The 24,350-nt window shown below is 74.3% G+C and carries 24 protein-coding genes and 1 pseudogene; 14 read left to right on the plus strand and 11 right to left on the minus strand.

What is annotated here, in order from left to right; genetic code table 11:
• From ABZW32_RS33475 to ABZW32_RS33510, 8 genes and pseudogenes are all read left to right on the plus strand, one after another.
• Window positions 1-93 (plus strand): annotated as a pseudogene (locus ABZW32_RS33475) (RNA polymerase sigma factor SigF); the annotation flags it as partial.
• Window positions 94-565: 472 nt separating this feature from the next.
• Window positions 566-1,138, plus strand: coding sequence for a TetR family transcriptional regulator (locus ABZW32_RS33480; protein ID WP_356223387.1), 573 nt, complete (start codon window positions 566-568; stop codon window positions 1,136-1,138).
• Window positions 1,139-1,498: 360 nt separating this feature from the next.
• Complete coding sequence (locus ABZW32_RS33485) at window positions 1,499-1,912, plus strand: hypothetical protein (protein WP_266836806.1); 414 nt, start codon at window positions 1,499-1,501, stop codon at window positions 1,910-1,912.
• Window positions 1,909-2,673, plus strand: coding sequence for a transcriptional regulator (locus tag ABZW32_RS33490; RefSeq protein ID WP_356223390.1), 765 nt, complete (start codon window positions 1,909-1,911; stop codon window positions 2,671-2,673). Before ABZW32_RS33485 ends, ABZW32_RS33490 begins: the two co-directional genes overlap by 4 nt.
• A gap of 83 nt (window positions 2,674-2,756) precedes the next feature.
• Window positions 2,757-3,194: a roadblock/LC7 domain-containing protein gene (locus ABZW32_RS33495; RefSeq protein WP_348540598.1), complete on the plus strand. Its 438-nt coding sequence runs from the start codon at window positions 2,757-2,759 to the stop codon at window positions 3,192-3,194.
• Window positions 3,195-3,273: 79 nt separating this feature from the next.
• Window positions 3,274-3,648 (plus strand): hypothetical protein, encoded by a 375-nt coding sequence (locus ABZW32_RS33500; RefSeq protein WP_030231460.1) that lies wholly within the window; start codon window positions 3,274-3,276, stop codon window positions 3,646-3,648.
• 183 nt (window positions 3,649-3,831) lie between these two features.
• Window positions 3,832-7,392 carry a bifunctional glycosyltransferase family 2 protein/CDP-glycerol:glycerophosphate glycerophosphotransferase gene (locus ABZW32_RS33505; protein WP_356223392.1) on the plus strand — a complete coding sequence of 1,187 codons (3,561 nt, stop codon included), beginning with the start codon at window positions 3,832-3,834 and terminating at the stop codon, window positions 7,390-7,392.
• A gap of 118 nt (window positions 7,393-7,510) precedes the next feature.
• Window positions 7,511-7,993 carry a VOC family protein gene (locus tag ABZW32_RS33510; RefSeq protein ID WP_356223394.1) on the plus strand — a complete coding sequence of 161 codons (483 nt, stop codon included), beginning with the start codon at window positions 7,511-7,513 and terminating at the stop codon, window positions 7,991-7,993.
• Between the two features lie 42 nt (window positions 7,994-8,035).
• Here ABZW32_RS33510 and ABZW32_RS33515 read toward each other — a convergent pair whose 3' ends face one another.
• A complete protein-coding gene (locus tag ABZW32_RS33515) occupies window positions 8,036-8,764 on the minus strand; it encodes a Sir2 family NAD-dependent protein deacetylase (RefSeq protein ID WP_356223397.1) in 729 nt (242 codons plus the stop codon).
• Window positions 8,765-8,907: 143 nt separating this feature from the next.
• Between ABZW32_RS33515 and ABZW32_RS33520 the strand changes: the two genes are divergently transcribed.
• On the plus strand, window positions 8,908-9,753 hold the full coding sequence (locus ABZW32_RS33520; RefSeq protein ID WP_356223400.1) for a GNAT family N-acetyltransferase: 846 nt from the start codon (window positions 8,908-8,910) through the stop codon (window positions 9,751-9,753).
• A 90-nt stretch (window positions 9,754-9,843) separates the two neighbouring features.
• On the opposite strand, the gene ABZW32_RS33525 is transcribed toward ABZW32_RS33520, so the two are convergent.
• The 3 genes from ABZW32_RS33525 to ABZW32_RS33535 all read right to left on the minus strand — a co-directional run bounded on the left by ABZW32_RS33525 (window position 9,844) and on the right by ABZW32_RS33535 (window position 11,479).
• A complete protein-coding gene (locus ABZW32_RS33525; protein WP_356223403.1) occupies window positions 9,844-10,287 on the minus strand; it encodes a subtilase-type protease inhibitor in 444 nt (147 codons plus the stop codon).
• A 224-nt stretch (window positions 10,288-10,511) separates the two neighbouring features.
• Complete coding sequence (locus ABZW32_RS33530) at window positions 10,512-10,976, minus strand: Crp/Fnr family transcriptional regulator (RefSeq protein WP_356223405.1); 465 nt, start codon at window positions 10,974-10,976, stop codon at window positions 10,512-10,514.
• Window positions 10,977-11,176: 200 nt separating this feature from the next.
• Window positions 11,177-11,479 carry a hypothetical protein gene (locus tag ABZW32_RS33535; protein ID WP_030231436.1) on the minus strand — a complete coding sequence of 101 codons (303 nt, stop codon included), beginning with the start codon at window positions 11,477-11,479 and terminating at the stop codon, window positions 11,177-11,179.
• A 238-nt stretch (window positions 11,480-11,717) separates the two neighbouring features.
• On the opposite strand from ABZW32_RS33535, the gene ABZW32_RS33540 reads away from it, so the two are divergent.
• Window positions 11,718-13,640: a cellulase family glycosylhydrolase gene (locus ABZW32_RS33540; protein WP_356223408.1), complete on the plus strand. Its 1,923-nt coding sequence runs from the start codon at window positions 11,718-11,720 to the stop codon at window positions 13,638-13,640.
• Window positions 13,641-13,688: 48 nt separating this feature from the next.
• Here the strand turns inward: ABZW32_RS33540 and ABZW32_RS33545 are convergent, their stop codons facing one another.
• Complete coding sequence (locus ABZW32_RS33545; RefSeq protein ID WP_356223411.1) at window positions 13,689-14,348, minus strand: HAD family hydrolase; 660 nt, start codon at window positions 14,346-14,348, stop codon at window positions 13,689-13,691.
• Between the two features lie 29 nt (window positions 14,349-14,377).
• Window positions 14,378-15,061 carry a hypothetical protein gene (locus ABZW32_RS33550; protein ID WP_356223413.1) on the minus strand — a complete coding sequence of 228 codons (684 nt, stop codon included), beginning with the start codon at window positions 15,059-15,061 and terminating at the stop codon, window positions 14,378-14,380.
• Between the two features lie 367 nt (window positions 15,062-15,428).
• On the opposite strand from ABZW32_RS33550, the gene ABZW32_RS33555 reads away from it, so the two are divergent.
• Window positions 15,429-18,158 (plus strand): DNRLRE domain-containing protein, encoded by a 2,730-nt coding sequence (locus ABZW32_RS33555; RefSeq protein ID WP_356223416.1) that lies wholly within the window; start codon window positions 15,429-15,431, stop codon window positions 18,156-18,158.
• Window positions 18,159-18,342: 184 nt separating this feature from the next.
• Here ABZW32_RS33555 and ABZW32_RS33560 read toward each other — a convergent pair whose 3' ends face one another.
• Window positions 18,343-18,873 (minus strand): hypothetical protein, encoded by a 531-nt coding sequence (locus tag ABZW32_RS33560; protein ID WP_356223418.1) that lies wholly within the window; start codon window positions 18,871-18,873, stop codon window positions 18,343-18,345.
• Between the two features lie 90 nt (window positions 18,874-18,963).
• Between ABZW32_RS33560 and ABZW32_RS33565 the strand changes: the two genes are divergently transcribed.
• Window positions 18,964-19,281 carry a hypothetical protein gene (locus tag ABZW32_RS33565; protein ID WP_356223421.1) on the plus strand — a complete coding sequence of 106 codons (318 nt, stop codon included), beginning with the start codon at window positions 18,964-18,966 and terminating at the stop codon, window positions 19,279-19,281.
• 34 nt (window positions 19,282-19,315) lie between these two features.
• Here ABZW32_RS33565 and ABZW32_RS33570 read toward each other — a convergent pair whose 3' ends face one another.
• The 4 genes from ABZW32_RS33570 to ABZW32_RS33585 form a co-directional block, all read right to left on the minus strand.
• A complete protein-coding gene (locus ABZW32_RS33570) occupies window positions 19,316-19,687 on the minus strand; it encodes a MerR family transcriptional regulator (RefSeq protein ID WP_356223423.1) in 372 nt (123 codons plus the stop codon).
• A 26-nt stretch (window positions 19,688-19,713) separates the two neighbouring features.
• Window positions 19,714-20,535: an SDR family oxidoreductase gene (locus ABZW32_RS33575; RefSeq protein WP_356223426.1), complete on the minus strand. Its 822-nt coding sequence runs from the start codon at window positions 20,533-20,535 to the stop codon at window positions 19,714-19,716.
• Window positions 20,536-20,584: 49 nt separating this feature from the next.
• Window positions 20,585-21,418 carry a MerR family transcriptional regulator gene (locus tag ABZW32_RS33580; RefSeq protein WP_356223436.1) on the minus strand — a complete coding sequence of 278 codons (834 nt, stop codon included), beginning with the start codon at window positions 21,416-21,418 and terminating at the stop codon, window positions 20,585-20,587.
• Window positions 21,419-21,522: 104 nt separating this feature from the next.
• The gene (locus ABZW32_RS33585; RefSeq protein ID WP_356223428.1) at window positions 21,523-21,993 is read right to left on the minus strand and encodes a hypothetical protein; all 471 of its coding nucleotides are present in this window, start codon (window positions 21,991-21,993) and stop codon (window positions 21,523-21,525) included.
• A gap of 281 nt (window positions 21,994-22,274) precedes the next feature.
• Between ABZW32_RS33585 and ABZW32_RS33590 the strand changes: the two genes are divergently transcribed.
• A complete protein-coding gene (locus ABZW32_RS33590; protein WP_356223431.1) occupies window positions 22,275-23,600 on the plus strand; it encodes an MFS transporter in 1,326 nt (441 codons plus the stop codon).
• A 44-nt stretch (window positions 23,601-23,644) separates the two neighbouring features.
• Window positions 23,645-23,878 carry a hypothetical protein gene (locus ABZW32_RS33595; protein ID WP_356223433.1) on the plus strand — a complete coding sequence of 78 codons (234 nt, stop codon included), beginning with the start codon at window positions 23,645-23,647 and terminating at the stop codon, window positions 23,876-23,878.
• Window positions 23,879-24,350: the final 472 nt, after the last annotated feature.

The raw sequence follows: 24,350 nt of genomic DNA on the forward strand, positions 1-24,350 counted from the left end.
GTCGAGTACCGCGAGTCCCTCAAGCCGCTGCTGGAGGGGCTTCCGCCGCGGGAGAAGCGGATCCTGCTGCTGCGGTTCTTCGGCAACATGACCCATCCTCGGTCAGGCTCTGCCACAGCAGCCGCCCGCCGCGCCGGTAGGTCCGCCGCAAGGAGGCGAGCGGCACCCCCTGTTCGGCGCGCAGGGCGCCGGTGGCGCGGGCGTGGGCCAGCTCGGCCGGCAGCCCCCGGGCACCGCGGACCAGGCCGTCGACGGCCTGGGTCAGGGTGAGGTGGATCCGCTCGCGCAGCTCGGCCCGCCCGAGCCGGGCGGCGTAGGCGGGATCCTCGGTCAGGGTCCGCTCGGCGAGCCGGTCCGCGGCGATCCCGATCCGGCGGTCCAGGTCCTCGCGTATCTCCTCGATGATCCGCTCCATGACGGGCAGGGTTGCACGGGCGGGGCCGCGGTGGGGAGGGCCCGGAGCGCGAAGGTCCGCTAGCGTGTGCTGAGCACTGCGTATGCAGTGCTTTGGGGAAGGCCCGTCCACACCCCGTCCACACGCCCTCCACACCCCAGGGATCCGCGCATGCGACAGAACCCGCAACGCCGAGCCGCCCTGCTCGACGCCGCCATCGAAGTCCTGGCGCGCGAGGGCTCCAGGGGGCTGACCCTGCGCGCCGTGGACGCCGAGGCCGCGGTACCGACCGGGACCACCTCCAACTACTTCGCCAACCGGGGCCAGCTGCTGGTGCAGATCCTCCACCGCACCCGCGAACGGCTCGCCCCCGAAGCCGCCGAACTCGCGGGCCCGCCGGACACGGAGGTACTGCTGCGCCGGCTCCTGGAACGGATGCGCCGCGAGCGCAGCATCCACATCGCCGTGCTGGAGCTGCGGCTGGAGGCCACCCGCAGGCCCGAACTCCAGGAGGAACTGGCGCGGTTCCTCGGCGCCGAACTGGAGGCCAACATCGCCGGGCACCTCGACGCGGGACTGCCGGGGGACCGGGAAGGCGTGCTGCTCCTCTACTTCGCGATGCTCGGCCTGCACCTGGACGACCTCACCCTGCCCACGCTCGCGGCCGCCCACCCGGTCGAGGCCCTCCTCGGGATCATGGTGGAACGTCTGCTCCCGCAGGGGCCGCCGACCCCCGCCGCCTGAGCGGGCGGGCCCCGTCCCCTCCCCGCCGGGCGGCCCGGCCGGACCACCGGGATCGCGCCGCCGACCCCGTACCACTTCCTGCGCCCGCCGGGCCGCGAGGGGTACGTTGAGGGGGGCCGGAGGGTCCCTCGGGACGGCCGTGGATCTGCCGCCGACGTCGTGATCCGATCCCGGAACGGCCCCCTGATCACACTCTTGATCAGAAACGAACACGATCCGGCCAAGCTGTCACGTGCTACCGCGCATGTTCCAGCGGAAAATGCCAGAACGCCTTTTCGCAGAGTGGAAGTTGAGTAAGTTCCCTTCTTGTCGCGCCGTAGGACCGTGCATTCAGCACGTGCGGCCGGGAGGGGAGCCCGCGTGCCCGGGATCGACGAATGCCTGCTCGAAGCCATGGCCCTGCCGGGTGCGCGCGGGGCCGCGCTGGTCGACTGGAGCAGCGGACTGGCCCTCGGCACAGCGGGGGAGTCGCCCGTCGGTGACCACGAGACCACCGCCGCCGAGACGGCGGAGCTGGCCCGGGCGGCGGCCGAGTACGAGTCGTTCGCCCCCGCGCCGGGCGAGCCGGGCGCGGTCGGCGGACCCGCGGCGGCGGGACCGCCCGTCGAGGACCTCATCGTCACCACACGCACCGGCTACCACGTGCTCCGCTTCGTCGAGACGAGCTTCGACAGCAGCGTCTTCCTCCACCTCTGGCTCGACCGGACCGACGGCAACCTCGCCCTCGCCCGCCTCAGACTCCGCGCGCTGGCCGAAGGGCTGGTGCTCAGATGACCACCGCCGTCTCCCCGCTGCTCACCCGGCTCGCCGCCGAACGCGCCACCGGCGCCCTGCTCCGCGACCGCGGGACCCTCTTCCTGGAGGACGGCCGCGTCGTCCATGCCGAGAGTCCCTCCACCCCCGGCCTCGACGTCCTGCTCACCACCGGCGGGGGCCTCGCCCCCGAGCGCTGGAAGGAGGCGGTGGACGAGGCCGGGGGCCGCCGTCAGGTCGCCCGCTTCCTCGTGGACAGCGGCGGCCTCGCGGACGGCGAGCTGGAGATCTGCCACCTCGCGGCGATCTTCGACGCCGCCTTCTTCGCGCTCTCCCCGGGCAGCGGCCCCTCCCGGTTCCGCCGCGGCGCCACCCACTGGATCGGCTCCGTCCGCTCGGTCCCGGCCGCGGCCGTCGAGCGCGAGACCCGACGCCGCCGCGAGCTGCTGGACGCGGTGTGGCCGTACCCGCTGCTCGACATATCCCCGGTGGTGCCCCGGCAGGCCGCGCCCGGGCAGACGGTCACCGCGCGGCAGCGGATCCTCCTGGGGCAGGCCGACGGCGTGCGCACCCCCGCTGACCTGGCCTGGGTACTGGGCCGGCCCGCCTTCCACACCCTGCTCGACGTACGAAGACTCGCGGCCGCCGGGCTCGTCGAGACTCCCCATACCCGGCCGGTCCCGCTGCCGGCCGCCCCACTGCCCGACTGGATCACCGAGGCCCAATCCCCGGACGTGGCTCTGCTCCGCCGGTTACGCGACGCACTGGAGGCAAGTCTGTGAGGCTCCCGCTGCGACCGGTTCTGCGAGCCGACCGTTCCGAGCGGAGGCCGCTCGAAGGGAGGAAGGCCGACATGAACACGGCGATGGTGCCGGCCGAGGCCGAAGCCGAGATACTCGCCGAGCTCCGGCGGCTGCGGGCCCGGGTTCCCCAGCTCACCGGAGCCCTGGCCGCGAGCGCCGACGGACTGGTGCTCGCCCAGGACAGCGCCGCCACCGAGGCCGAGTCCGTCGCCGCGCTGACCGCGGCCGCCCTGGGCGTCGCCCAGCGGCTCAGCGACTGCACCGGTCAGGGCGGCTTCCGCGAGCTCCTCGTGCGCGGGGAGAACGGGTACGTGGCCACCTACGCCGCCGGTGACACGGCCGTCCTGACCCTGATCGCGGAGCCGCGCGTCAACGTCGGCCGGCTCCACCTGGAAGCCCGCCGCTCCAGCCTGCGCATCACCGAGCTGATCGACCACAGCCTCGGCCGACGGGGCCCGGGAACGCCGCCGGCCCTCGGCCCCGCGGGTCCGTTCGCCTGACCTACTTCTCTCTTGGCAAACGACAGCACATCAGTACCACCCGTACAGCGAACAAGCGACAGCAGAAAGAGGAACCCCCATGGCCAACGTGGAAACCGCCCTCAAGGAAGCCACCACCACCATCGACGGGGCGCTCGGCGCCGCCCTCGTCGACTACGGCAGCGGCATGGCCCTCGGCACGATCGGAGGCAGCAAGGATCTGGACCTATCGGTCGCCGCCGCCGGCAACACGGACGTGGTCCGGGCGAAGGTCCGCACGATGGAGATGCTCGGTCTGCAGGACGAGATCGAGGACATCCTGATCACTCTCGGCAGCCAGTACCACCTGATCCGGCTGATGAAGGCGAGGGGCTCCAGCGGCTTCTTCCTCTACCTCGCCCTCGACCGGGGACGGGCCAATCTCGCGATGGCGCGGCACCAGCTGAGGAAGATCGAGGCCGAGCTGGAGATCTGAGGCACCCGAGGGGGCCGTGACGGCGCGGTGGCGGGCGGTCGAATTCTTTGCCGTCCGCCCCGGCGGCCCCACTGATATGTCCGGGATGGGCGGACTTTATCATCCTGTTACAGAGTAAGATGCTGTAATCAGCTGATCATTAACTCATCGACAAAGCAAAAAACGCTGGAGAACCCGCCACCCATGCCCCCGCGCCTGAGCATCGTCGTACCTGTCTACAACGTCGAGCTCTACCTCGACGAGTGCCTGGAGTCCCTCGCAGCCCAGACGTTCGACGACTTCGAGGTCGTGATCGTCGACGACGGGTCCACGGACGCGAGCGCCGTCATCGCGAAGAACTTCGCGGAGCGTGACCAACGGTTCCGGGTGGTCCTCCAGAAGAACGCGGGTCTCGGCGCCGCCCGGAACGTAGGCTTCCGGCACCTTGCCGAAGGCACCGAGTACGTGGCCTTCGTGGACAGCGACGACACCATGCCGCCGCAGGCCTACGAGAAGCTGATCGCGGCCCTCGACCAGACCGGCTCCGACTTCGCGGGCGGCAACGTCCGCCGCTTCCGCTCCGTCGGCATGCAGCAGTCCTGGGGCCACCGGATCGCATTCGCGAACACCCGGCTGAAGACCCACATCTCCAAGTTCCCGGCGCTGGTCACCGACCGCACCGCGTGGAACAAGGTCTACCGGCGCAGCTTCTGGGAAGAGCACGGCTTCGCGTACCCGGAGGGCATCCTCTACGAGGACGCCCCCGTCAGCATCCCCGCCCACTACTTCGCCAAGAGCGTCGACGTGATCGGCGACGTCGTCTACCACTGGCGGGTCCGCGAGACCGGCGAGCGCTCCATCACCCAGCGCGCCACCGACCCGGTCTCCCTCACCGACCGCGTGACCTCCGTCCGCCTGGTCCGCGAGGCCCTCCTCGGCAAGCAGGGCGAGAAGTACGCCCGCTACCTGCGCGACTACGACCGCAACGTGCTGAGCGAGGAACTCCCCCTCATCTACAAGTACGTCGGCGAAGCCGGTCCCGAGTTCCGCGCCGCCTTCGTCAAGGAGGTCGGCGGCCTCATCCGGGAGATCGGCACCGAGCCCTGGAACGACCTCACCGTCGCCGACCGGCTCAAGGCCTACCTGGCCCGCGAGGGCCGCGTCGAGGAGTTCATCGCCCTCGTCCAGCACCAGAAGGACTTCACCTACAGCGTCCCGGTGAAGGGACTGGCCCGCCCGCAGGCCGACTACCCCTTCCTCAAGGCGCCCGTCCCGGCCAAGCTGCTCACCCTCGGCCCGCGCGAGCGCCGCGTCGTGAGCCGGGTGGAGCAGGTCGCCTGGAGCGACGGCAAACTGCTGCTGCGCGGCTACGCCCTGCCCGGCCACATGGGAGCGGAGAGCCGCCTCGGCTCCCGCAAGATGCTGATCTTCCGCGAGAACGGCAAGCGCCGGCGCACCGTCGTCAACACCCGCACCGTCGCCTCCCCGATGGCCACCGTCAACAGCCCGCACCTCGCCCTGCGGCACGCGGACTGGGCGGGCTTCAGCGCCGTCGTCGACCCCACCGTCTTCCAGTCGGGCGGCAAGTGGCGCGAGGGCATATGGTCCACCTCCATCGCCGTCACCGGCGCCGGAGGCCTGCACCGCGCCCGTCTCAAGGGCGGCGAACACGACAGCGGACTCACCCCGCCCGCGTACTGGGCCACCCCCGACGTCCGCATCCTGCCGACCGTCTCCGGCGTCCTCACCGTCCAGGTCGAGATCGTCCGCGCCCGGGTCCTGGACGTCCGCGCCACCGGCGACGACGCCCTGGAACTGACCGGCGAACTCGCCGCCGAGGCCGGCCCCGACGCCACCCTGCAGGCCACGCAGGCCGGTACCACCCTCACCTTCCCGCTCACCACCTCCGCGGCCCGTCCCGGCGGCCGGATCCCCTTCACCGTCACCGTGCCGCTCGCCGCCCTGGGCGACGTACCCGACGGCGCGGGACCGGCCGGCGGATGGCGTCCCCGGCCGTGGAACCTCTCCGTGGTCCGCGCCGACGGAACCCGCCACCCCCTCGCCCACGACGAGCGCGGCGGCTTCACCGGCCTGGTCGCCCCGATCCCCGGCGACCCCACCGAGCGCACCGTCTTCGCCAAGCGCGGTATGAGCGGCCACCTGATCCTCTCCGTCCAGGCCGCCCCGCCGCTGGTCGACACGGTCACCGCCCAGGAGGGCGTCCTCACCCTCGGGGGCACCTTCCGCGCGCCCGCCAGCACCGCCGACGAACCGTACGAACTCGTCCTGCACAACCAGTACGGCATGGAGTTCAGCTACCCCGTCACCCGGGACGGCGACCGCTTCGAGGCCTCCTTCGAGCCCGTGCTCCCCGAGCCCTTCGCCGGCCGCACCAGCCTCCCGCAGGGCCGCTGGTGGCCCACGCTGCGCCCGGTGGACCGGGGCGGATCCACCGCCGGCCTGCTCGGCGTCGACCGCGGCGCGCCCGTCCAGCTCGTGCCCCCCGTCCTGACCTCCGGGCCGCACGCCCTCACCGTCCTCGGCCGCCGCATGCGCGTCGAAGCCCGCCTGCACGACCGGATGGCGCTGGTCTGCGACCCGGTCCTGAGCCCGCACGACCGCTCGCACTACGCCCAGCGCGTCGCCCGCGACGTGACCTACCCCGCGCAGCGCGCGCTGCCGGTCAAGGACATGGTCGTCTACGACACCTTCAAGGGGAACGGCGCCGGTGACTCGCCGCGCGCCGTCCACGAGGAGCTGCTGCGCCGCGGCGAGAAGCTCGAACACGTCTGGCTGGTGCGCGACGGCCGCGCCGAGGTCCCGCCGACCGCGCGCGCCGTCCAGTACGGCAGCATGGAGGCCTGGGACGTGCTGGCCCGCGCCCGCTACTACGTCGTCAACGACAGCGTTCCGCAGACCTTCTCCCGCCGCCCCGGCCAGACCGTCGTGCAGACCTGGCACGGGACGCCGCTGAAGCAGGTCGGCTACGACTTCACGCACGACTACTACACCAGCCCCGAGGTGCTGGAGGGGCTGCGGCACGACAGCGCCCAGTGGTCGCTGCTCGCCTCCCCCAGCTCGTACGCCACGCCCATCCTCAAGCGGGCCCTCGGCTACCAGGGCGAGGTCATCGAGGCCGGCAGCCCGCGCACCGACGCCCTGGTGCGCCCCGACGCGGCACGGATCGCCGAGGTCAGACGCAGACTCGGCCTGCCGGACGGCAAGAAGGTCGTCCTCTACCTGCCCACCTGGCGCGAGAACCGCCTCGGCTGGACCGGCGGGTACAAGCTCGACCTGAGGATCGACCTGGACGCGGCCCGCCGCGAGCTCGGCGAGGACCACGTCCTGCTGGTGCGCGGCCACCACAAGGTGGGCGAACAGGTCCGCGAGGGCGTGCGCGACGGTTTCGTCGTCGACGTCTCCCGCTGGCCCGACACCACCGACCTGCTGCTCGTCGCCGACGTGCTGATCTCGGACTACTCCTCCGCGCTCTTCGACTTCGCGCTGACCGACCGCCCGATCCTGCTGTTCACGTACGACCTGGAGCACTACCGCGACACGCTGCGCGGCTTCACCTTCGACCTGGAGGCCAAGGCCCCCGGTCCGCTCCTGGCGGACTCGCCGAGCCTGATCGCCGCCGTGCGCGACGCCGACGCGGTGGGCGCCGAGTACGCGGGGGCGCGTGCGGCGTTCCGCGCCGAGTTCTGCGACCTGGACGACGGCGACGCCACCGCGCGCGTCGTGGACCGGATGCTCGGGATGTAGCCCGCACGGGTGAAAGTGCGGACGGGTCCCGCGCCCACCGACGAGTTCGGGGCGCGGGACCCGTCTGTAGGTGGGGTACGGCAGCCGCCGCACCCCACCCCCTCGCAGGGAGGCAGTCATGGCCAGTACCGGTTTCACCACGTGCCTGTGGTTCGACGGCGACGCGGAGGCCGCCGCCGACCACTACCTGTCGGTCTTCAAGGACGGCCGGCGCGGCCGGACCGCCCGCTACAACGAGGCCGGGCCGGGCCGGCCCGGTGACGTGATGGTCGTCGAGTTCGAGATCAACGGCCAGAAGTTCATCGGCCTCAACGGCGGCCCCCAGTTCCCCTTCACCGAGGCCATCTCCTTCCAGATCCACTGCCGGGACGAGGCGGAGGCCGACTACTACTGGGACGCCCTGACGAAGGACGGCGGCGAGGAGGGGGCCTGCGGCTGGGTCAAGGACCGCTTCGGCGTGTCCTGGCAGGTCATCCCGCCCGGTGTCATCGACCTGGTGGCCGACCCGGACCCGGCCCGCGCGGCCCGCGCCACCGCCGTGATGATGAAGATGAAGAAACTCGACGCGAGCGCCATGCGCCGGGCCGCCGACGGGGGCTGAACTCCTGGCGGGCCGCCGGGGCGGCCGCCTCAGCCCGCCGCCTCAGCCCGCCGCGATGCGGGTCAGCAGGGCCGGGAGGGCGGTGCCGATCGGTTCCCGGACGATCTCGTCGGCCAGAGCGTCGTACGGGGTCTCCTCCGCGTTCACGATGATCAGACGGGCCCCCGCCTCCGCCGCCATCCCGGCCAGCGAGGCGGCGGGCTGGACCTGGAGGGTCGTACCGACGGCGATGAAGACCCGGCAGCCCTTGGCCACGGCCACGGCCTGCGCCAGGACCTCCGGATCGAGCCGTTCCCCGAACATCACGGTCGCCGTCTTCAGGATCCCGCCGCACGCCAGGCAGGCCGGATCCGGCTCCCCGGCGGAGACCCGGGCCAGCGCCTCCTCCAGCCCCGTCCGGGCACGGCAGCCGGTGCAGACCACCGACCGGGCCGACCCGTGCAGCTCGAACACCTTGCGCGCCGGCATTCCGGCGAGCTGGTGCAGCCCGTCCACGTTCTGCGTGACCACCCGCACCGGGGTGCCGCCGCGTTCCAGCTCGGCGACGGCCAGGTGCGCGGCGTTGGGCCGGGGCGCGGCGGCCCAGATCTCGGCGCGCATCAGCCAGGAGCGCCGGCGGATCTCCGGATCGGCCATGTAGTACTCGTAGGTCACGAGCTTCTCGGCGTCGGGCTCACGCCTCCACAGACCCTGCGGCCCCCGATAGTCCGGGATCCCGGAATCGGTGGACATCCCTGCCCCACTGAACACTGCGACGAGCGGCTTCCCCATGCGCCGACCCTACGCGGGCACCGTCGCGGCCCGCGACCGCATTTGTCCGCGAGCGGGCCGGTCCCCGGCCGGCGCCGGACGGGATCCTGACGGCCGGTCAGGCCCTGCTGCGGCGCCCCCCGCGGTCTGGTACAACACCGGACATGACGGGATTCGAGATCGGCGGCGCGAGCGCCGCCGACATGGAACTGCTGCGCGGCTGGGCCGAGGCGGAAGGCTGGAACCCGGGCGACAGCGACCGTTTCGCCTTCGCGGTGGCCGATCCGGAGGGCTTCCTCATCGGACGCCTCGACGGGGATCCGGTGGCCTGCGTCTCCGCCGTGCGCTACGGCACCTCGCACGGGTTCATCGGCTTCTACATCGTCCGCCCCGACCTGCGCGGCCGGGGGTACGGCCTGCGGGTGTGGAACGCGGCGACGGAGCGGCTGGCCGGTCGGCTCACCGGCCTCGACGGGGTGGTGGAGCAGCAGGCCAACTACCGCAAGTCCGGGTTCCGTTCCGCCTGGACGAACATCCGCTTCGAGGGGGTCCCGGACGCCGGCGGGGAGGACGGCTCCGTGCGGACCGTCGACGCGGCCTCGCTGCCGTTCGACGTGCTCGCCGCCTACGACCGCCGGTTCTTCCCGGCGCCCCGGGACGCGTTCCTCTCCGCCTGGACCGCCCTGCCCGGCCGGACCGCCCTCGCGGCCGTCCGTGACGGGCGGATCGAGGGCCTCGGCGTGGTCCGGCCGTGCGGGGCGGCCTCTCGGATCGGTCCGCTCTACGCGGCCACCCCGGAGGTGGCCGCCGCCCTGGTGCGGGGGCTCGCCGGGTACGCCCCCGGAGGGGAGGTCGCGGTGGACGCGCCCGACGTGAACCCCGCCGCGGCCACCCTGCTGGCCGGGCTCGGGCTGCTCCCGTCGTTCGAGACGGCCCGTATGTACACCGGCCCGGCGCCCGATGTGGAGACGGCCGGACTGTACGGGGTCACCAGTCTCGAACTGGGCTGAGGGCCGGGCCGCCGCGGCGCGGGGCCGGACGGCGGTCGCACGGCGCCGCCCGGCGCACCGGGGGGAGGGGGCCCGGCCGGGACCCGGGGCTCAGATGCCGAACAGCACTCCGGTGCTGGCGTGCAGGCCGCACGGGTTGGCGAAGGTGTACGTGTAGCTCAGCCGGCGCCCCTGCCACACGCCGTCGGCGGTGACGGTCACCGGGTCCCACTCCCTGGTGCACCTGACGTTGGCCCGGGGCGCGGTGAGGGCGTCCAGGGCGGGGCCGTTCGCCTTCAGCTCGGAGCAGGCGGCGGCGGGGGCGGGGTGGGTGCCGCCCGGCCGGGGCGCGCACACCAGCGTCACCGCGCGCAGCACCGTACCGCGGGCGGCGTCCGGTCCGGCCGTCACGCTGACCACGAGCGCGGACGGCGCGTACATGCTCTGCGCACCGGACGGAGCCGCGTCGGCGGCTCCGGTGCCGGCCAGCGCGGTGAGGGCGGTGAGCGCCATTGCTCCGGAAGCCAGTCCCAGGCTCCTGGTGATGGACCGCATTTCGAACACTCCTCGGCTCGGTGTTTCGGATAACGGACGGGAGTCTTGCCGATCCGGAGCGTGAACGCCCGTTCGTACCGCAGTTTCTCGTCACCGATCGTGAGCGCATGTGTGCAGTCCGCAGCGACGGCACCCATCGTGACCTGTGGGGGAGCGGACCGCCGAATCGGCTGAACACACCCCCCGGAAAGGGGTTGGCAGGGCGCTCGCGGAGCGTGGGCCGGTCAGCGGGTGGCCCCCGTGCGGGGGGCGTAGAGGTCCAGCAGCCGGGTCCGGGTCTGGTGGAGACGTACCGCGAGGACCCGTCCGACCCAGTGCCCGACGGCCGAGCCGAAGGCCGGGTCGGCGTCCATGAGCAGCCGCACGGTCTCGCCGTCGAACTCGTAGGCGCGTACCGGGGTCATCGCCTCGGCGCTCAGCTGCCACACGTACGGGGGGAACAGCCAGGACCAGCCCACGAGCTCCCCGGGGCCCAGGCTCTCGACGGGAGCCGGCCGGCCGCGGCCGGGCAGGGGGATCTCCAGGGTCACCGTGCCCGAGCGGACGATCCAGAAGGACCGCGCCGGGACGCCCTCGTCGAAGAGCCGCGCGCCCTCGGGGAAATTGACCTCGCGCGCGTGGGACATCAGCCGCCCGCGGTGCTCGGCGGACAGGACGGCGGCGATGCGGATGGGGGAAGGTGTGCTCACGACAGCCTCCGATCACGACCCCCCGCAACCTGCTGGTCTCCCCAGTGTCGCCGACCCCGGCCCGGATCACGGCATGCCGCGGCCCGGTGCCGCGGCGGCCGGTACGGTCGGTCGCCCTCCACCCACCCGAGGTGGCGGACCCCTGTCCCGAGCGTCGCCCACGACCCGCCGGAGGAAACCCTTCCGGTGGAGTCCGGCGGCTATTCCTCGGCGTTGGCCTCCAGACAGGCCAGCTCCATCGCGTCGAGCACCGCCTCGTGGCTGCGCCGGCTCAGCTCCGCGACGTTCTCGATCTGCGCGGTCGCCCAGGCGGCCAGCGTCATCACCAGCACGCGCAGCCCGTCGGTGCCGTGCTCGGCGAGGATCGCGTCCGCGACGACCATGGCCTCCTCCGGTACCTGCTCCGGGGGCTCCAGCCCGGCGAGCCCGCGCAGCATCGCGAGGGTGCGGCGGGAGATCTCCGGCGTCATCCTCGCCAGCCGCATGTCTTCTTCGTCGTCCATCAGCCCCACCCTCCGGTACGCGCGCCCGTCCCCTGGGTGCACCGTAGGGGGAGGCGGGCCCGCGCGGGGCGGTTTTGCCGGGCCGGGCCCGTGGGGAGGGGTGGCGCGCACCCGCCCGGGTTGACGGCTCGCGGGCCCCGGAGCAGGCCGCCGAAGCCTTCCCTGTGAGGCGACCGGCCGGTAACTTGTGCGCCGCAGCCGCCCGGAACCGGGGCGGCCGGAGCCGGCGGGAGCCGACATGAAGAGCCTTCTACGGGTGGTGCTGAGCGTGCTGCTCCTGGCGGGCGGGGCCCTTCCCGCCGTCGCCGCCCCCGCGCCCCCGTCCGAGCCGTCGGCCGCGCCCCCCGCGGCCGCCGACGCCGCCTGGACGCCCCCGCTCTCCACCCGGGGCCGCTACATAGTGGACGCCCGGGGCGAGCGCTTCCGCCTGCGCTCGGGCAACTGGGACGGTGCCCAGGGCTCCTGGAACGGCTCCGGCGACCGGAACGACCCGGCCACCCACCACGCGGGCCAGGACTCGCACGGCATACCGCTCGGCCTGGACCGGGTCGCGCTGCCCGCCCTGCTCGCCGACTTCCGCGCGCTCGGGCTCAACAGCGTCCGGCTGCCCTTCTCCAACGAGATGCTGCACACGGCCGCCCCCGTCCCGGACTCCGCCGTGGCCGCCAACCCGGCCCTGCGCGGCCGCACCCCGCTCCAGGTCTACGACGCCGTCGTGAGCGCCCTCACCGAGGCCGGGTTCGCCGTCATCCTGAACAACCACACCGGCACCACCCGCTGGTGCTGCGGCCTCGACGGCAACGAGCGGTGGAACAGCGGCCGTTCCACCGCCCAATGGGCCGACGACTGGGTCTTCCTGGCCCGCCGCTACCGCGACAACCCGCGCGTGGTCGGCGCCGACCTCTACAACGAGGTCCGCCGCGACACCTGGGACGACCCCAACTGGGGCCTGGGCGACTCCCACGACTGGCAGGCCGCCTCGCAGGAGGCCGCCGACCGGATCCTGACCGAGGCCAACCCGAACCTGCTCATCGTCATCGAGGGCATCAACTGGACCGGCATCCCCCTCGACGGCTTCGCGCACGGCCGGCCCACCCTCACGCCCGTCCGCACCCTCTCCCACACCCTCGTGGTCTCCGACAAGCTGGTGTACTCCGCCCACTTCTACGGGTACACCGGCCCGCACCACAGCGGCGCGACGGGCCTCGGCGAGACCCACGACGCCCGCTACCAGGACATGACCCCCGCCCAACTCCGGCAGACCCTCTACGACCAGGCCTTCTTCGTCTCCGCCGAGACGGGCACCCACTTCACCGCCCCCGTGTGGATCAGCGAGTTCGGAATCGGCGCGGACGAGACCGGAGCCGCCCCGCGCGCCTGGTTCCAGAACTTCACCGGCGAACTCGCCGCCTCCGACGCCGACTTCGCCTACTGGCCCCTCGTCGGCTGGAGCACCACCGCTCAGGGTGCCCCGGGCGGCGACAGCTGGGCGATGCTCCGCTACGACGCCGCCGGCCGCCGCACCGGGGTCCTCGACGCCGCCGACTGGCGCACCGCCCCCTGGACGGCCCTCGCCACCGCCCCCGGCCGCACCGGGCCGGTCCCCGCCGCCCCCGCCTGGTACCAGCTGGACACCTCCCACCGCGACCACGTCGCCTCGCTGCGCACCCGCGCCGCCGGGGACTGGGACGTCGGCGCCCGCAAGGCGGTCTGCCCCGACGGCGCCCGCCTGGCGGGCCTGAGCCACACGGGCGGGTACGGCCTGTGCTCCACCTCGGACCTGCGCGCCGCGTCCGGCGGCCAGACGGTGGTCCGTGACGAGACGTACGTCCCGGCGGGCGGCGACTGGGCCGGCGGCTACACCAAGTTCCAGTGCCCGGCCGGGCAGTTCCTCATCGGGTACAGCGAGCGGGGCGAGCGGGTCTCGGCGGCCCTGTGCGCCCCGGCCCGCACCGCGCTGCCGACGGCCGGCGGGCGCACCGTCTGGTTCGACCGCGGGGACAACCGGCCGGCCGGCGCGGGCGGCGGCGACTTCGCCTCCGGACACTACAAGGGGCAGTGCCTGGCGACCGAGTACGCGGCGGGCATCGCCTTCACCACGCGCGTCGGCTCCCGCCCTTCCCCGGCGGCCCTCCTGTGCCGGGCCCTCCCGGCCGCCTGACCGCACCCCGTCCGGGGGCCCCGGCCCCCGGACGGCACCGCCGCGCGGTCACACCCGCCCCAGCAGGCCGGGCAGTTCGCGCATGTCGGTGAAGACCGTCGTGCCCGGTCCCGCCAGGGCCTCGGCGGGGGTCAGGCCGCCCGCGTAGCCCAGGGAGCGCATGCCGGCCGCGCGGGCCGCCTCGACGCCCGGCCGGCTGTCCTCGACGACGACGCAGGCCGACGGGTCCACCCCCATGCGGGCGGCGGCGTGCAGGAACAGGTCCGGGGCCGGCTTGCCGAGCGGCACCTCGGTGGCGCTGTGGATGCGGCCCGCGAAACGGTCGTAGAGGCCGGTGCGGCCCAGGGTGTGCCGCATCTTCTCGTGGGAGCCGCTGGAGGCGACGCAGGTCCGCAGGGTGATCCGGTCGAGCGCCTCGGGCAGGCCGTCGACCGGGGTGAGGCCCGCGTCCACGGCCTCGGCGTGCATGCGGGCGAAGGAGTCGTCCCACTCGCGGGCCGTCGCGTCCCCGAGCCGGGCGGCCACCTGTTCGCGTACGGAGGCGCTGGAGCGGCCTATGAAGCGGCGCACCACCTCGTCCTCGGTGAGCGGCCAGCCGAGCCGCTCACCGAGGGCCACCTGTACGCGGGCGGCGATGCGCTCGCTGTCGACGAGCACCCCGTCGCAGTCGAAGATCACCAGCTGGACGGGTCCGTTCGCGAAGATCATGCGGGAAGGCTAGGCCACGCACGGTGCGCTCAGGTACCGGCCTTGCACTTGAGCTTGAAGGACGCCGAGTCCGACGCCTTGCCGGCGGTGAGCTGGGCGAAGACCTGGGGCGGGGTCGTCGACGGAGCGGAGCGGGCGGTGGACTTCACGGTGAAGGGGGCCGCCGCGGTGTCCGGGGCGGTGAACTTGACCGTCGGTGAACTCGACTTGTTGCTGCCCGTCCAGGAGACCTCGACGTCACCGGTGCCGGTACCCGAGATCTTGCCCGTGAAGGTGACGTTCTGGGCCACCGAGCAGTCCACCTCGGGACTGGTCGCCGGAGCCGACACGTCCACGTCCGTGATGTGCACCGCCGTGGTGGTCGTCCGTGCCGGCTTGGTGCAGGTGATGGTCTTCTTGCCCTGGTTGTTCCCCTGGACCGTCGCGTTGTACGTGCCCTTCTTGACGTCCTCGTTCGTGGCGGCACCCTGCCCGTCGGTGGTGAGGGTGAACTTCTCCGGGCCGGTGACCCTGACGCTCTGGTTGGCCCTGAAGCCGGTCAGCGTGAGGTCGAACTCCTGGGGATTGGTGTTGGGAGCCGCCACCAGCGCGCAGGTCGCCTGGGGGACCGCAGCGGGCGCCGACGCCGACGCCGCACGGGCCATCGTGGACGGCATGGCGACGGCGGACACCAGGAGCGGGGTGAGCAGTGCGTAGCGAGCGTGCCGATTCATGCGTTCCCTCCTCGGCTGGGAAAGCATCGGGTCGATGAGCGGACGCCTCGGCGGCGCGCTCGGTCGGCGCGGCCGTGTGTCGGGCCTCGCGGGGGATCCGTGTCCTCCTACGGGCGGTCCCGGGGCCTGGACGTCCTGTTTCACCCTATCCCGGAGGCCGGGCCGCAGCACCCCGAGCGGCCCGGCCCCCCGTTCGGTTCGGCATCCGATGGGTCAAGTCGGATGACCGGTACGCCGATTCGTCCTAGGGTGCGCCCGTACGCACGGCCGTCGCCCGTCCGCCGGGACCGGCCGTACGTCGGTGTGCCGCGCCTCCCGCGCGGCGCACGCGCAGCGCAGTACCCACGCACACCGATCTGGGGGGTCCATGCGTAGATCCAGAGGGCTGGCATCCGCTCTCGCCCTGTCCCTGGCCGGCTCCGGCGCGGCCGTAGGCCTCGGCCTCGTCCCGCGGGCGGCGGCCGTCACCCCGCCCGTCGCCTTCACCGCCGATCCGCTGCCCACCTGGCAGCCCAACGGGGTCGTCTGGGCCCTGGCCGAGGCCGGCGGCACGGTCTTCGCCGGCGGCACCTTCTCCACCGTGCGCCCGCCCGCGGGCGGCGGGGGCGCCGAGCGGTCGGCGGTGAACTTCGCGGCCTTCGACGCCGCGACCGGCGCCCCCGGCTCCTGCGAGCTGTCGTTCACCATCGGCAGCGGCACCGCCACCGTCCGCGCGCTCACCCTCTCCCCGGACAAGAAGACGCTCTACGCGGGCGGCTACTTCGGCGCGGTCAACGGCACCCCGGTCTCCAGCATGGCCGCCATCGACGTGGCGACCTGCACCGTGAACCAGTCCTTCCGCCCGGCCTTCGCGGCCACCGTCCGCGCCATCGCCGTCACCGACGACACCGTGTACGCGGGCGGCGACTTCCTCACCGTCGCCGGTCAGCCCCGCCAGCGCTTCGCGGCGGTCGGCGCGGCCGACGGAGCGTTGCGCCCCTTCAGGGCCGACGCCGACGACCCGGGCCGCGCCGTGGAGGTCACCCCGGACGGCAGAAACGTTTTGCTCGGTGGGGACTTCTTCACCGTCAACGGGATGAACACCCACGCCCTGGCCGTCGTCGACGCCACCAGCGGAGCCCTCGCCAAGACCTACCCGGGCTTCATCGAGACCAACTCCGTGGTCAAGGACATCGCCACCGACGCCACCGGCTTCTACACCGCCAACGAAGGCACCGGCGGCGGCGTCTTCGACGGCCGCATCGCCCTGAACCTGTCCGACTTCAACCAGCGCTGGCGCGACACCTGCCTGGGCGCCACCCAGGCCGTGCTGCCCTACCGGGGCGTGCTCTACAGCGCCTCGCACGCGCACGACTGCTCCAGCGTCGGGGAGTACCCCGACGGCCAGCGCCACCACCTCCTCGCCCAGCCGACCACCAGCGTCGGCAAGCTGGGCTGGGCACCCGACACCAACGACGGCATCGGCGAGGGCATCGGCCCGCGCGTGATGACCGTCGGCGCGAAGGCCGCCACGCCCTACCTCTGGGTCGGCGGCGAGTTCACCACCGTCAACGGCGCGGCGCAGCAGAGCCTGACGCACTTCTCCTCCACCGACGACACGGGCGCGCCCACCACCCCCGTGGCGAGCGCGGCGGCCTTCCGGCCCGGCGAGGTCCAGGTGCGCTGGCGCACCAGCCTCGACCTGGACGACAGCGCCCTGACGTACCGGATCTACCGCAACGGCGCGGCCACCCCGATCGGCACCGTCACCGCGGACTCGCTGTTCTTCAAGCGCCCGCAGGCCTCCTGGACCGACACCACCGCCCAGGCCGGCCAGTCCTACGCCTACCGGGTCACGGCGACGGACGCCGCGGGGAACGTCAGCGCCCCCTCGGGCACCGCGAGCGTGACCGTCCCGACGTCGGCGGACGCGTACCCGAGCCAGGTCCGCGCGGACGGCGCCCAGCTCTACTGGCGCTACGACGAATCGTCCCTGCCGTACGTCGCGGACTCCTCCGACGGCAACCAGGCGGGCGTGCACCAGAACGCCCCGGCACTGCGCCAGTCCCCGGGGGCGGTCGGCGGCGCGAGCACGGCGATCGGCTTCAACGGCACGAACGCCCATGTCTACGGGGACCGCCGGCAGAGCGTCGGCAGCACCTACAGCATCGAGACCTGGTTCAGGACGGGCACCACCCAGGGCGGGAAACTGGTCGGCTTCGGCAACCAGCAGATCAACGGCAGCAGTCAGTACGACAAGCACGTCTACATGACCGATGACGGGCGGCTGGTCTACGGCGTCTACACCGGCGCCACCCGCACCATCACCACCGCCGCCTCCTACAACGACGACAAGTGGCACCACGTCGTCGCCACCCAGGGCCCCGGCGGGATGACCCTGTACGTGGACGGCGCGCAGAAGGGCACGCTGAACGTCACCACGCACGAGAACTTCACCGGCTACTGGCGGGTCGGCTTCGACGGCCTCGGCGGCTGGCCGGACCGCCCCACGAGCGAGCACTTCGCGGGTCTGATCGACGAGACCGCCGTCTACCCGGGCGTCCTGAGCGCGGCACAGGTGCAGAACCACTACGCCCTCGCCTCCGCCCCGGCCGACACGGTCGTCCAGGTCACCGCTTCCGAGGACACGTACGCCAACGCGGGCGCCCCGGACGGCAATTACGGCACCTCCGGTTCCCTGGCGGTGCGCGGGACCTCCCTGTACGCGAGCTACCTGCGCTTCGGCCTGCCCGCCGCCCCCGCCGGGACGGTGCTCAAGTCGGCCGCGCTGAGCGTGAAGACGAGCACCATGGCGGGTGCCGGGACCACGGACACCGTCTCGGTGGTCCCGGTGACCGGAGCGTGGTCGGAGGCCGGGACCACGTACAACAACCGCCCGGGCCTGGGCGCCACGGCGCTCGGCGCCTTCCCCGGAGTCCCCGACGGGTCGGCGGTCCACACCGCCGGACTGGACACGGCGGCCGTCGCGGGCGCGCTCGGCGGCTCCTACGGCCTGGCGCTCACCAGCGCCGGGACGGACGCGCTGTGGCTGTGGTCCTCGGAAGCCGCCGCGAACGAGGGGACGCCGCGGCTGACGCTGACCTTCGGCGCGCCGTAGCACCGGTACGGTCGCGACGGCAGGGGGCGCGGACCCGTCGGGGTCCGCGCCCCTCCGCGTGTGCCCCCTCGCGCCGGCGGCCGGTGACCGGGCGGAGGCGGGTCCCCTTGCCCGGGTTCCCTTGCCGTCACCCCGGAGCGCGGCGGGGACCTCTCCGCGGCCGCCTGCTTCTCCGGCGGCGCCTTCACCCCTCCGCGAGGCCGTCACCGCGCCGCGCGGGGCCGCCTCCAGGTCGACTTCCGCCGCCGTCCGGGGGCCGGTGCGCGGGCTCCACCTCCAGGAAGCGCCGGCCCCGCGGGCCCCGGTACAGCAGGCATTCCCAGCCGTGTCGTTCCAGCTCCGCCGCGCAGGCCGTCAGCCGCTCCCGCTCCTCCTGCGCCGCCCCGCCCCCGGGCGGCCCGGGCCAGCTCACCTCGGCCCGGCCCGGGCCGTCCGCGGCCGGCGCCACCCGGTAGCCCGACCGGCAGCGCCGCCCCCCGGTGTCCACCGCCGACGGCGGGAACCCGGCCGCCTCCAGCACCAGCGCCACCGCGCGCGGCATCAGCCGCAGCTCCCACGGCGCGGGCACGTCCTCCCGGCCGACGAGCAGGCGCCGGATCCGCAGCAGCCCCTCGTACGCGGTGCGCAGCTCCGCCGCCCGCGCCGGGCCGCCCTCGGCCTCCGGGCCGTCGCCGCTCGCGGGCTCGAAGCCCCGCTCCCGCTCCGCGTCCGGCACCCCGCACCACCCCTTTCTGAGTACATGGTGCGGAACGGCCTGAGTATGCGCACCGATTCCCCGCCGCGACGCCGCTGCTGGAATGACGGCATGACATCGGCGACCGCCCCCGACCCCGACCCCGCCCCCGCGACCCACCCCCGCCTGCGGCAGGTGGGCGCGGCGGGCTCCGCGCTGGCCGTGGCCCTGGTGCCGCTCGTCGTGGGCGTGCTCGTGGCCAAGGGGATGGCCGCCGACCCGCACGCCCCGGTCAACGCCCTGATCAGCGGAGGCGGCCGGCGCGCCGGGCTGCCGGGCGCCGAATGGCGCCGCCGCGGCCACGACACGGTGCGACGGCTGCGGACCGTCCGCCGGGAAACGGCCCGCCGCTGCGCCGAAGCCCGTGGCCGGCGCCGCCCGGCAGCCTGAGCGGTGGCGGACGCCGACGCCGACGCCGGCGGGGTCAGGCGGCCGGGCCGATCCGGTCGCCGGTCACCGCGCGGAGCGCGGCCGCCAGCCGGTCGCGGGCCTCGGTCTGGGCCGCGATGCGCCGCTCGAGGACGGCGAGACGGTCCAGCGCCACCCGCAGGCCCTTGTCCGAGGGCGGCGCGGCTGCCACGTCCCCGTCGAGGCAGGGCAGGAACACGCGTACGTCGTCCAGCGTGAGCCCGGCGGCCAGCAGGCGGCGGATGTTGCGGACCCGCACCACGGCCCGCTCGTCGTAGACGCGGTAGCCGTTGGGGGCCCGCTCGGAGGCGATCAGCCCGGCCTGCTCGTAGTGCCGCAGCGCGCGGGCGGTCGTCCCGGTCGCCCCCGCCAGCTCGCCGATCCGCACGTCCCCCGCCCTCCGCGCCGCTTCCCTCACGCCACCACCGCACCGCCGTCGACCGGGAGCACCACTCCGGTGACGAACGACGCCGCCGGTGCGGCGAGTTGGGTGATGGCCCAGGCTACCTCCCCGGGACGGCCGATCCGGCCCAGCGGGGTGTGCGCCAGCTGCCACTCCCGCACCGCGGCCCTGCGCTCCGGTGTCAGCCCCTGGTGCTCGCCGATGGGGGTGTCGATCGCGCCCGGGGCGACCGCCACCACCCGGATCCCGCGCGGTGCCAGCTCCACCGCCCAACTGCGGGTGAGCAGTTCCAGGGCGGTCTTGGTCGCAGCGTAGACCGAGTTGCCGGGCCAGGCCCGCTGTCCCACCGACGTGCTGACGTTGACGATCACCCCGCCCGACGCCTCCAGCAACGGCAGCACGGCCTGCGTCAGCAGGACGGGGGCGACGAGGTTGGTCGAGAGCTGCGCGGTGATCAGCTCAGGTGTCAGCGTGCCGAGGGCCCCGCCGCGTACGATGCCGGCGTTGTTGACCAGCACGTCGAGGCGGCCGTAGCGGCCGGACACGGCCCGCGCGAGCCGTTCGGGCGCGTCCCCGTCGGTGATGTCGAGGGGCAGCGCGGTGATCCGGTCGTGCCCGGCCGCGGTCTCCCGGAGCGGTTCGGCCCGCCGTCCGACGGCCACGACGCGGGCGCCCGCGGCGGCGAAGGCGCGGGCCGTGGCCCGGCCTATGCCGCTGCCGGCCCCCGTGACGGCGACGACCCTTCCGGAGGGGTCCTCGGGGCGGTGCGCGCCGACCGTGCCCTGGCCGGCGCCGACCGTGCTGGTGCTGCTCGTGCTGTTCATGCCGGTCATCGTGCGACCCTGCCGCCTGCGGCAAGGTCAACCCGGCCCCGCCCGCGGGTCAGGGCAGCAGCGGCTCCTGGAGTTCGGTGACCCACCGGTCCCGGTCCTCGGGGCAGTCCAGGTTCAGCTCGCGCGCGTATCCGGACGAGCGGTGGCCGTTCGCGTCGATCCACCGGGCCAGGGCCTGCGCCGTCGGCAGCACGCCTTCCATCGAGCCGCGGTGCACCACGGTCGCCGCCCGCTCGACCCCGGGCAGTTCGACGATCCGCACCCCGCCGCCCAGGTCCTCGGCACGGACGGCCGCGGCGACCGGGAGCCCGGCGTGCACCAGCACGGATCCCGGCTCGCCGCCGGGAGCGGGCTCGTAGTGGGCCAGGCCCGGACCCGTCGGGACCACCCCGGCGCGCTCGATCCGGGAGCACAGGTCCTCGTACAACGGGCCGATGACCGGCCCGATGTCCTGCGGGGCGTAGCTGGCGGCGACCCCGGTCAGTTCCGCCAGGCGGACCGGCGGCAGGCTCTTCACGACGATCTCTTCGGTGGGCATGGTTCCCTCGTTCTCGATGGACCGGAGCCTCGTCTCGACCTGCGCGAGCCGGGCGGCTGCCTCGGCCGCGGCGCTCTCCAGCTCCGCGCGGCGCAGCCGCAGCATCCCGCGCAGCTCCTCCGCGCCCACCTTCGCGTCGAGGATCGTCCCCACCTGTTCCAGGCTGAAGCCGAGCTCCTTGAGCGCGATGACGCGGTTGAGGCGGGCGAGCTGCCCGGCCTCGTAGGACCGGTAGCCGGTCACGGGGTCGACACGTGCGGGACGCAGCAGTCCGAGGGCGTCGTAGTGACGCAACATACGGACCGACACCCGGCCGTGCTTGGCGAAATCTCCGATGCTGAACATGACGTGCTCCAGTGGACGGCCTGACACGGTGTGAGGGTCAAGTCTCCCCGGGGAGCCCGGGTGAACCCCCTGGTGGGGGCCCGTCCGCGGGAGGCGGGTCCGCGTCAGCGCCCGTACTGGCGCACGCACAGGTCGACGACCGACGGCGGGAGCGAGCCCTCCGCCGCGGCGCACAGCTCCTCCCCGCGCGGCGTCCGCGGCGCCGCCGGCCGGGGCACGTGCGGCGGCGCGGGCCCCAGCGGCCGTACGTGCCGGGGTGCCGCCGGCTTCACGGGCCGCTCGGCGGGCCGGTGGACCGTGCGCGGGGGCTCGGGCTCCGGCCCGGCCGGGGAGGGCGTCGGATCCGCCTCGGGGATCTCGCCCAGCGGCAACGGCAGGGACCCGCCCGGAGGCACTTCGGCGGCCCGGCGGGCGGGGGAGCCGACGGGTCCCCGGGCCGCGTCGGGGGCGTCGACGGGCGGGACGGAGCCGCGCGCCGGGCCGGGACCGCCGGACTCCGGGGTCACGCCGACGCACCCGGCGCTCGCGAGGAGTGCCAGGAGGGAGAGGGGCAGGGCGGCCCGGCGTAACTGCATCCGACCACCATGCCGTAGTCCGGGGCGGCCCGGTTCCACGGCTCACGCGTCCGGGTGAAACCACCCGGGGGCGCGGGCACCGGAGCGGGCGGGCCACCCCGTTGCCGAATCGATTCTTCATGGGGAGGCCGCACCCGGCGCGGACGGTCGCAGAATGGGGCACGAACGCGATCGGCACGGCACGGCAGTGCGGGCGGCGGGGGAGGCGCGACCCCCGGAGCCTGGTGCCGCCGTGCCCCGTTCACCCGTCCGCCCGCCTTCTGCCGTACGGAGTGCCGAGCATGACCGAACCCGCCGCGTCCAGTGTTCCCGAGCCGGGCCGAGAGCCCGGCCCCGCATCCGAGCCCCGCAGGGGATGGGCGGCCGTGTCGGCCGTCTCCCTGGGGATCTTCTGCCTGATCACCTCCGAGCTGCTGCCCATCGGACTGCTCACCCCGGTCGGCGCCGCCCTCGGCGTCTCCGAGGGAACGGCGGGCCTCATGGTCACCGTCCCCGGGGTCGTCGCGGGCTTCTGCGCGCCCCTCGTGGCCGTCGGGGCGGCCCGCCTCGACCGGCGCCACGTGCTGTGCGTCCTGGTCGCGCTGATGGCCGTCGCCAACCTCGTCGCCGCCCTCGCCCCGGACTTCGCCGTGGTGCTGGCCTCCCGCCTGCTCGTCGGCGTCGCCGTCGGCGGGTTCTGGGCCATCGCGGGCGGTCTCGCGGTCCGGCTGGTGCCCGCGCACCACGTCCCCCGGGCCACGGCCCTGATCTTCGGCGGAGTTCCCACCGCCTCGGTGCTCGGCGTTCCCGCCGGGACCCTGCTCGGCGAACTCGGCGGCTGGCGGGCCGCCTTCGCGGCGGTCGGTGTCCTCGGAGCCGTCACCGCGACTGCCCTGCTCCTGCTGTTGCCGCCCCTGCCCGCCGCCCGCCGCGTCACCGCGCGCGAACTGCCCGTCCTGCTGCGCCGCGACCGGGAGGTCCGGGCCGGGGTGATCGTCACCTTCCTGGTGGTGACCGGCCAGTTCGCCGCGTACACCTTCGTCCGCCCCGTCCTGCGGGAGGTCTCGGGCATCGACGCCTCCTACGTCAGCACCCTGCTGCTCGGCTACGGCCTCGCGGGGGTCGCGGGCAACTTCCTGGCCGGCCCGCGTGACGCCCGTCGTACGCTGCTGGCCGTCAGCGCCACCCTGGGGGCGGTACTGACGCTGATCGCCCTGCTGCCGGGGGCCGTCGCCGGGACCGGGCTGCTGCTGCTGTGGGGGCTGGCGTACGGCGGGGTGTCGGTCAGCCTGCAGGGCTGGATGCTCAAGGCGGCGCCGCATGCTGCCGAGGCCGCGTCCGCCCTGATGGTGGCCATGTTCAACTTCGCGATCGCGGCGGGCGCGCTCGTCGGCGGGCTCGCCGTGGACGGGATCGCCGTGCCGGCCGCCCCGTTGGGCGGAGCCGCCCTGATGGCGGCGGCCGCGGGGACGGTGGCGTTCTCGCTCCGCCGGGGACGGGACGGCCGCCGGGGGCCCGGCCCGGACGCCGGCGTGCCGGAGGGCGCGGACAACCGGACGGCGGAACCGGGGAGTCGGGCCCGTCCCGCGCACAAGGGAAGGATGGGGCGGATCGGACATCCGGCTTGACCGGAGCACCCCCGGACGGAAAGAGTCCGCTCAAGAGGCACCACATGAGCCGCACTTCGGAGATACCTGGAATGTCGATGTCCGTCCGCTCCACGCCCCCGCCGGCCGCCCCCGGCGGTTCGCCCGCCCGGGGCGCGGTGGCCGACGGGTCCGGCACTCCGGGCGCGGGTACCGCGCCGACCTGCGCGGACACGACGGTCCCGCACCCGTTCGGCGGCGCCACCGCGCCTGCCGCGGGAGCGGGAACGGCCCCGGCCGCCCGGCGGCGCGGGGCCTGACCGGCGGGACGGGGGCCGGTACCGCACCGCCGCACCGGCCCCCGACCGTGCCGGGAGACGATCGTGTCCCCACACCCCGACGAGAGGGCGCCCGAGTCCGCCGACCGCCGACTCGCCCGCCCCTACGCGACCCCTGAGGTCCCCCCGCCCCACGAGGCGGCCCCCACCCGTCCCGCGCCCCGGACGGCGGCGGCTCCCGCCGCGCACCCGATGCCGGCGCCGTCCGGCCCGCGGCTTTCCGGTTCCGTGCCGTTCGGTCCGGTGGGGCCCGGTCCGGTGGGGTCCGGTTCCGTGGCGTCCGGTCCGGTGGTGTCGCCCTGGCCTTCCGGGGCGGCCGGTGCGTCGCCCTGGCCGATGGACCCGCCCGACGCCCCGGTGGTGCCCGCGGTGCCGTCCGGCCACCCGGCACCGGGACCGGGACCACCGGGGTGCGGCCCCCGCGTCCCCGGCTCCGAGGTCAAACCGATGGGCA

It is taken from the genome of Streptomyces sp. NPDC004667 (assembly GCF_040609475.1).
Taxonomy (GTDB): Bacteria; Actinomycetota; Actinomycetes; order Streptomycetales; family Streptomycetaceae; genus Streptomyces.

Bases quoted from the DNA above. Each gene is read 5' to 3' on its own strand.
- ABZW32_RS33480 (WP_356223387.1), top strand. From the start codon at position 566: ATGCGACAGAACCCGCAACGCCGAGCCGCCCTGCTCGACGCCGCCATC.
- ABZW32_RS33490 (WP_356223390.1), top strand. From the start codon at position 1,909: ATGACCACCGCCGTCTCCCCGCTGCTCACCCGGCTCGCCGCCGAACGC.
- ABZW32_RS33495 (WP_348540598.1), top strand. From the start codon at position 2,757: ATGGTGCCGGCCGAGGCCGAAGCCGAGATACTCGCCGAGCTCCGGCGG.
- ABZW32_RS33500 (WP_030231460.1), top strand. From the start codon at position 3,274: ATGGCCAACGTGGAAACCGCCCTCAAGGAAGCCACCACCACCATCGAC.
- ABZW32_RS33505 (WP_356223392.1), top strand. From the start codon at position 3,832: ATGCCCCCGCGCCTGAGCATCGTCGTACCTGTCTACAACGTCGAGCTC.
- ABZW32_RS33510 (WP_356223394.1), top strand. From the start codon at position 7,511: ATGGCCAGTACCGGTTTCACCACGTGCCTGTGGTTCGACGGCGACGCG.
- ABZW32_RS33515 (WP_356223397.1), bottom strand. From the start codon at position 8,764: ATGGGGAAGCCGCTCGTCGCAGTGTTCAGTGGGGCAGGGATGTCCACC.
- ABZW32_RS33520 (WP_356223400.1), top strand. From the start codon at position 8,908: ATGACGGGATTCGAGATCGGCGGCGCGAGCGCCGCCGACATGGAACTG.
- ABZW32_RS33525 (WP_356223403.1), bottom strand. From the start codon at position 10,287: ATGCGGTCCATCACCAGGAGCCTGGGACTGGCTTCCGGAGCAATGGCG.
- ABZW32_RS33535 (WP_030231436.1), bottom strand. From the start codon at position 11,479: ATGGACGACGAAGAAGACATGCGGCTGGCGAGGATGACGCCGGAGATC.
- ABZW32_RS33540 (WP_356223408.1), top strand. From the start codon at position 11,718: ATGAAGAGCCTTCTACGGGTGGTGCTGAGCGTGCTGCTCCTGGCGGGC.
- ABZW32_RS33545 (WP_356223411.1), bottom strand. From the start codon at position 14,348: ATGATCTTCGCGAACGGACCCGTCCAGCTGGTGATCTTCGACTGCGAC.
- ABZW32_RS33550 (WP_356223413.1), bottom strand. From the start codon at position 15,061: ATGAATCGGCACGCTCGCTACGCACTGCTCACCCCGCTCCTGGTGTCC.
- ABZW32_RS33555 (WP_356223416.1), top strand. From the start codon at position 15,429: ATGCGTAGATCCAGAGGGCTGGCATCCGCTCTCGCCCTGTCCCTGGCC.
- ABZW32_RS33565 (WP_356223421.1), top strand. From the start codon at position 18,964: ATGACATCGGCGACCGCCCCCGACCCCGACCCCGCCCCCGCGACCCAC.
- ABZW32_RS33575 (WP_356223426.1), bottom strand. From the start codon at position 20,535: ATGACCGGCATGAACAGCACGAGCAGCACCAGCACGGTCGGCGCCGGC.
- ABZW32_RS33580 (WP_356223436.1), bottom strand. From the start codon at position 21,418: ATGTTCAGCATCGGAGATTTCGCCAAGCACGGCCGGGTGTCGGTCCGT.
- ABZW32_RS33585 (WP_356223428.1), bottom strand. From the start codon at position 21,993: ATGCAGTTACGCCGGGCCGCCCTGCCCCTCTCCCTCCTGGCACTCCTC.
- ABZW32_RS33590 (WP_356223431.1), top strand. From the start codon at position 22,275: ATGACCGAACCCGCCGCGTCCAGTGTTCCCGAGCCGGGCCGAGAGCCC.
- ABZW32_RS33595 (WP_356223433.1), top strand. From the start codon at position 23,645: ATGAGCCGCACTTCGGAGATACCTGGAATGTCGATGTCCGTCCGCTCC.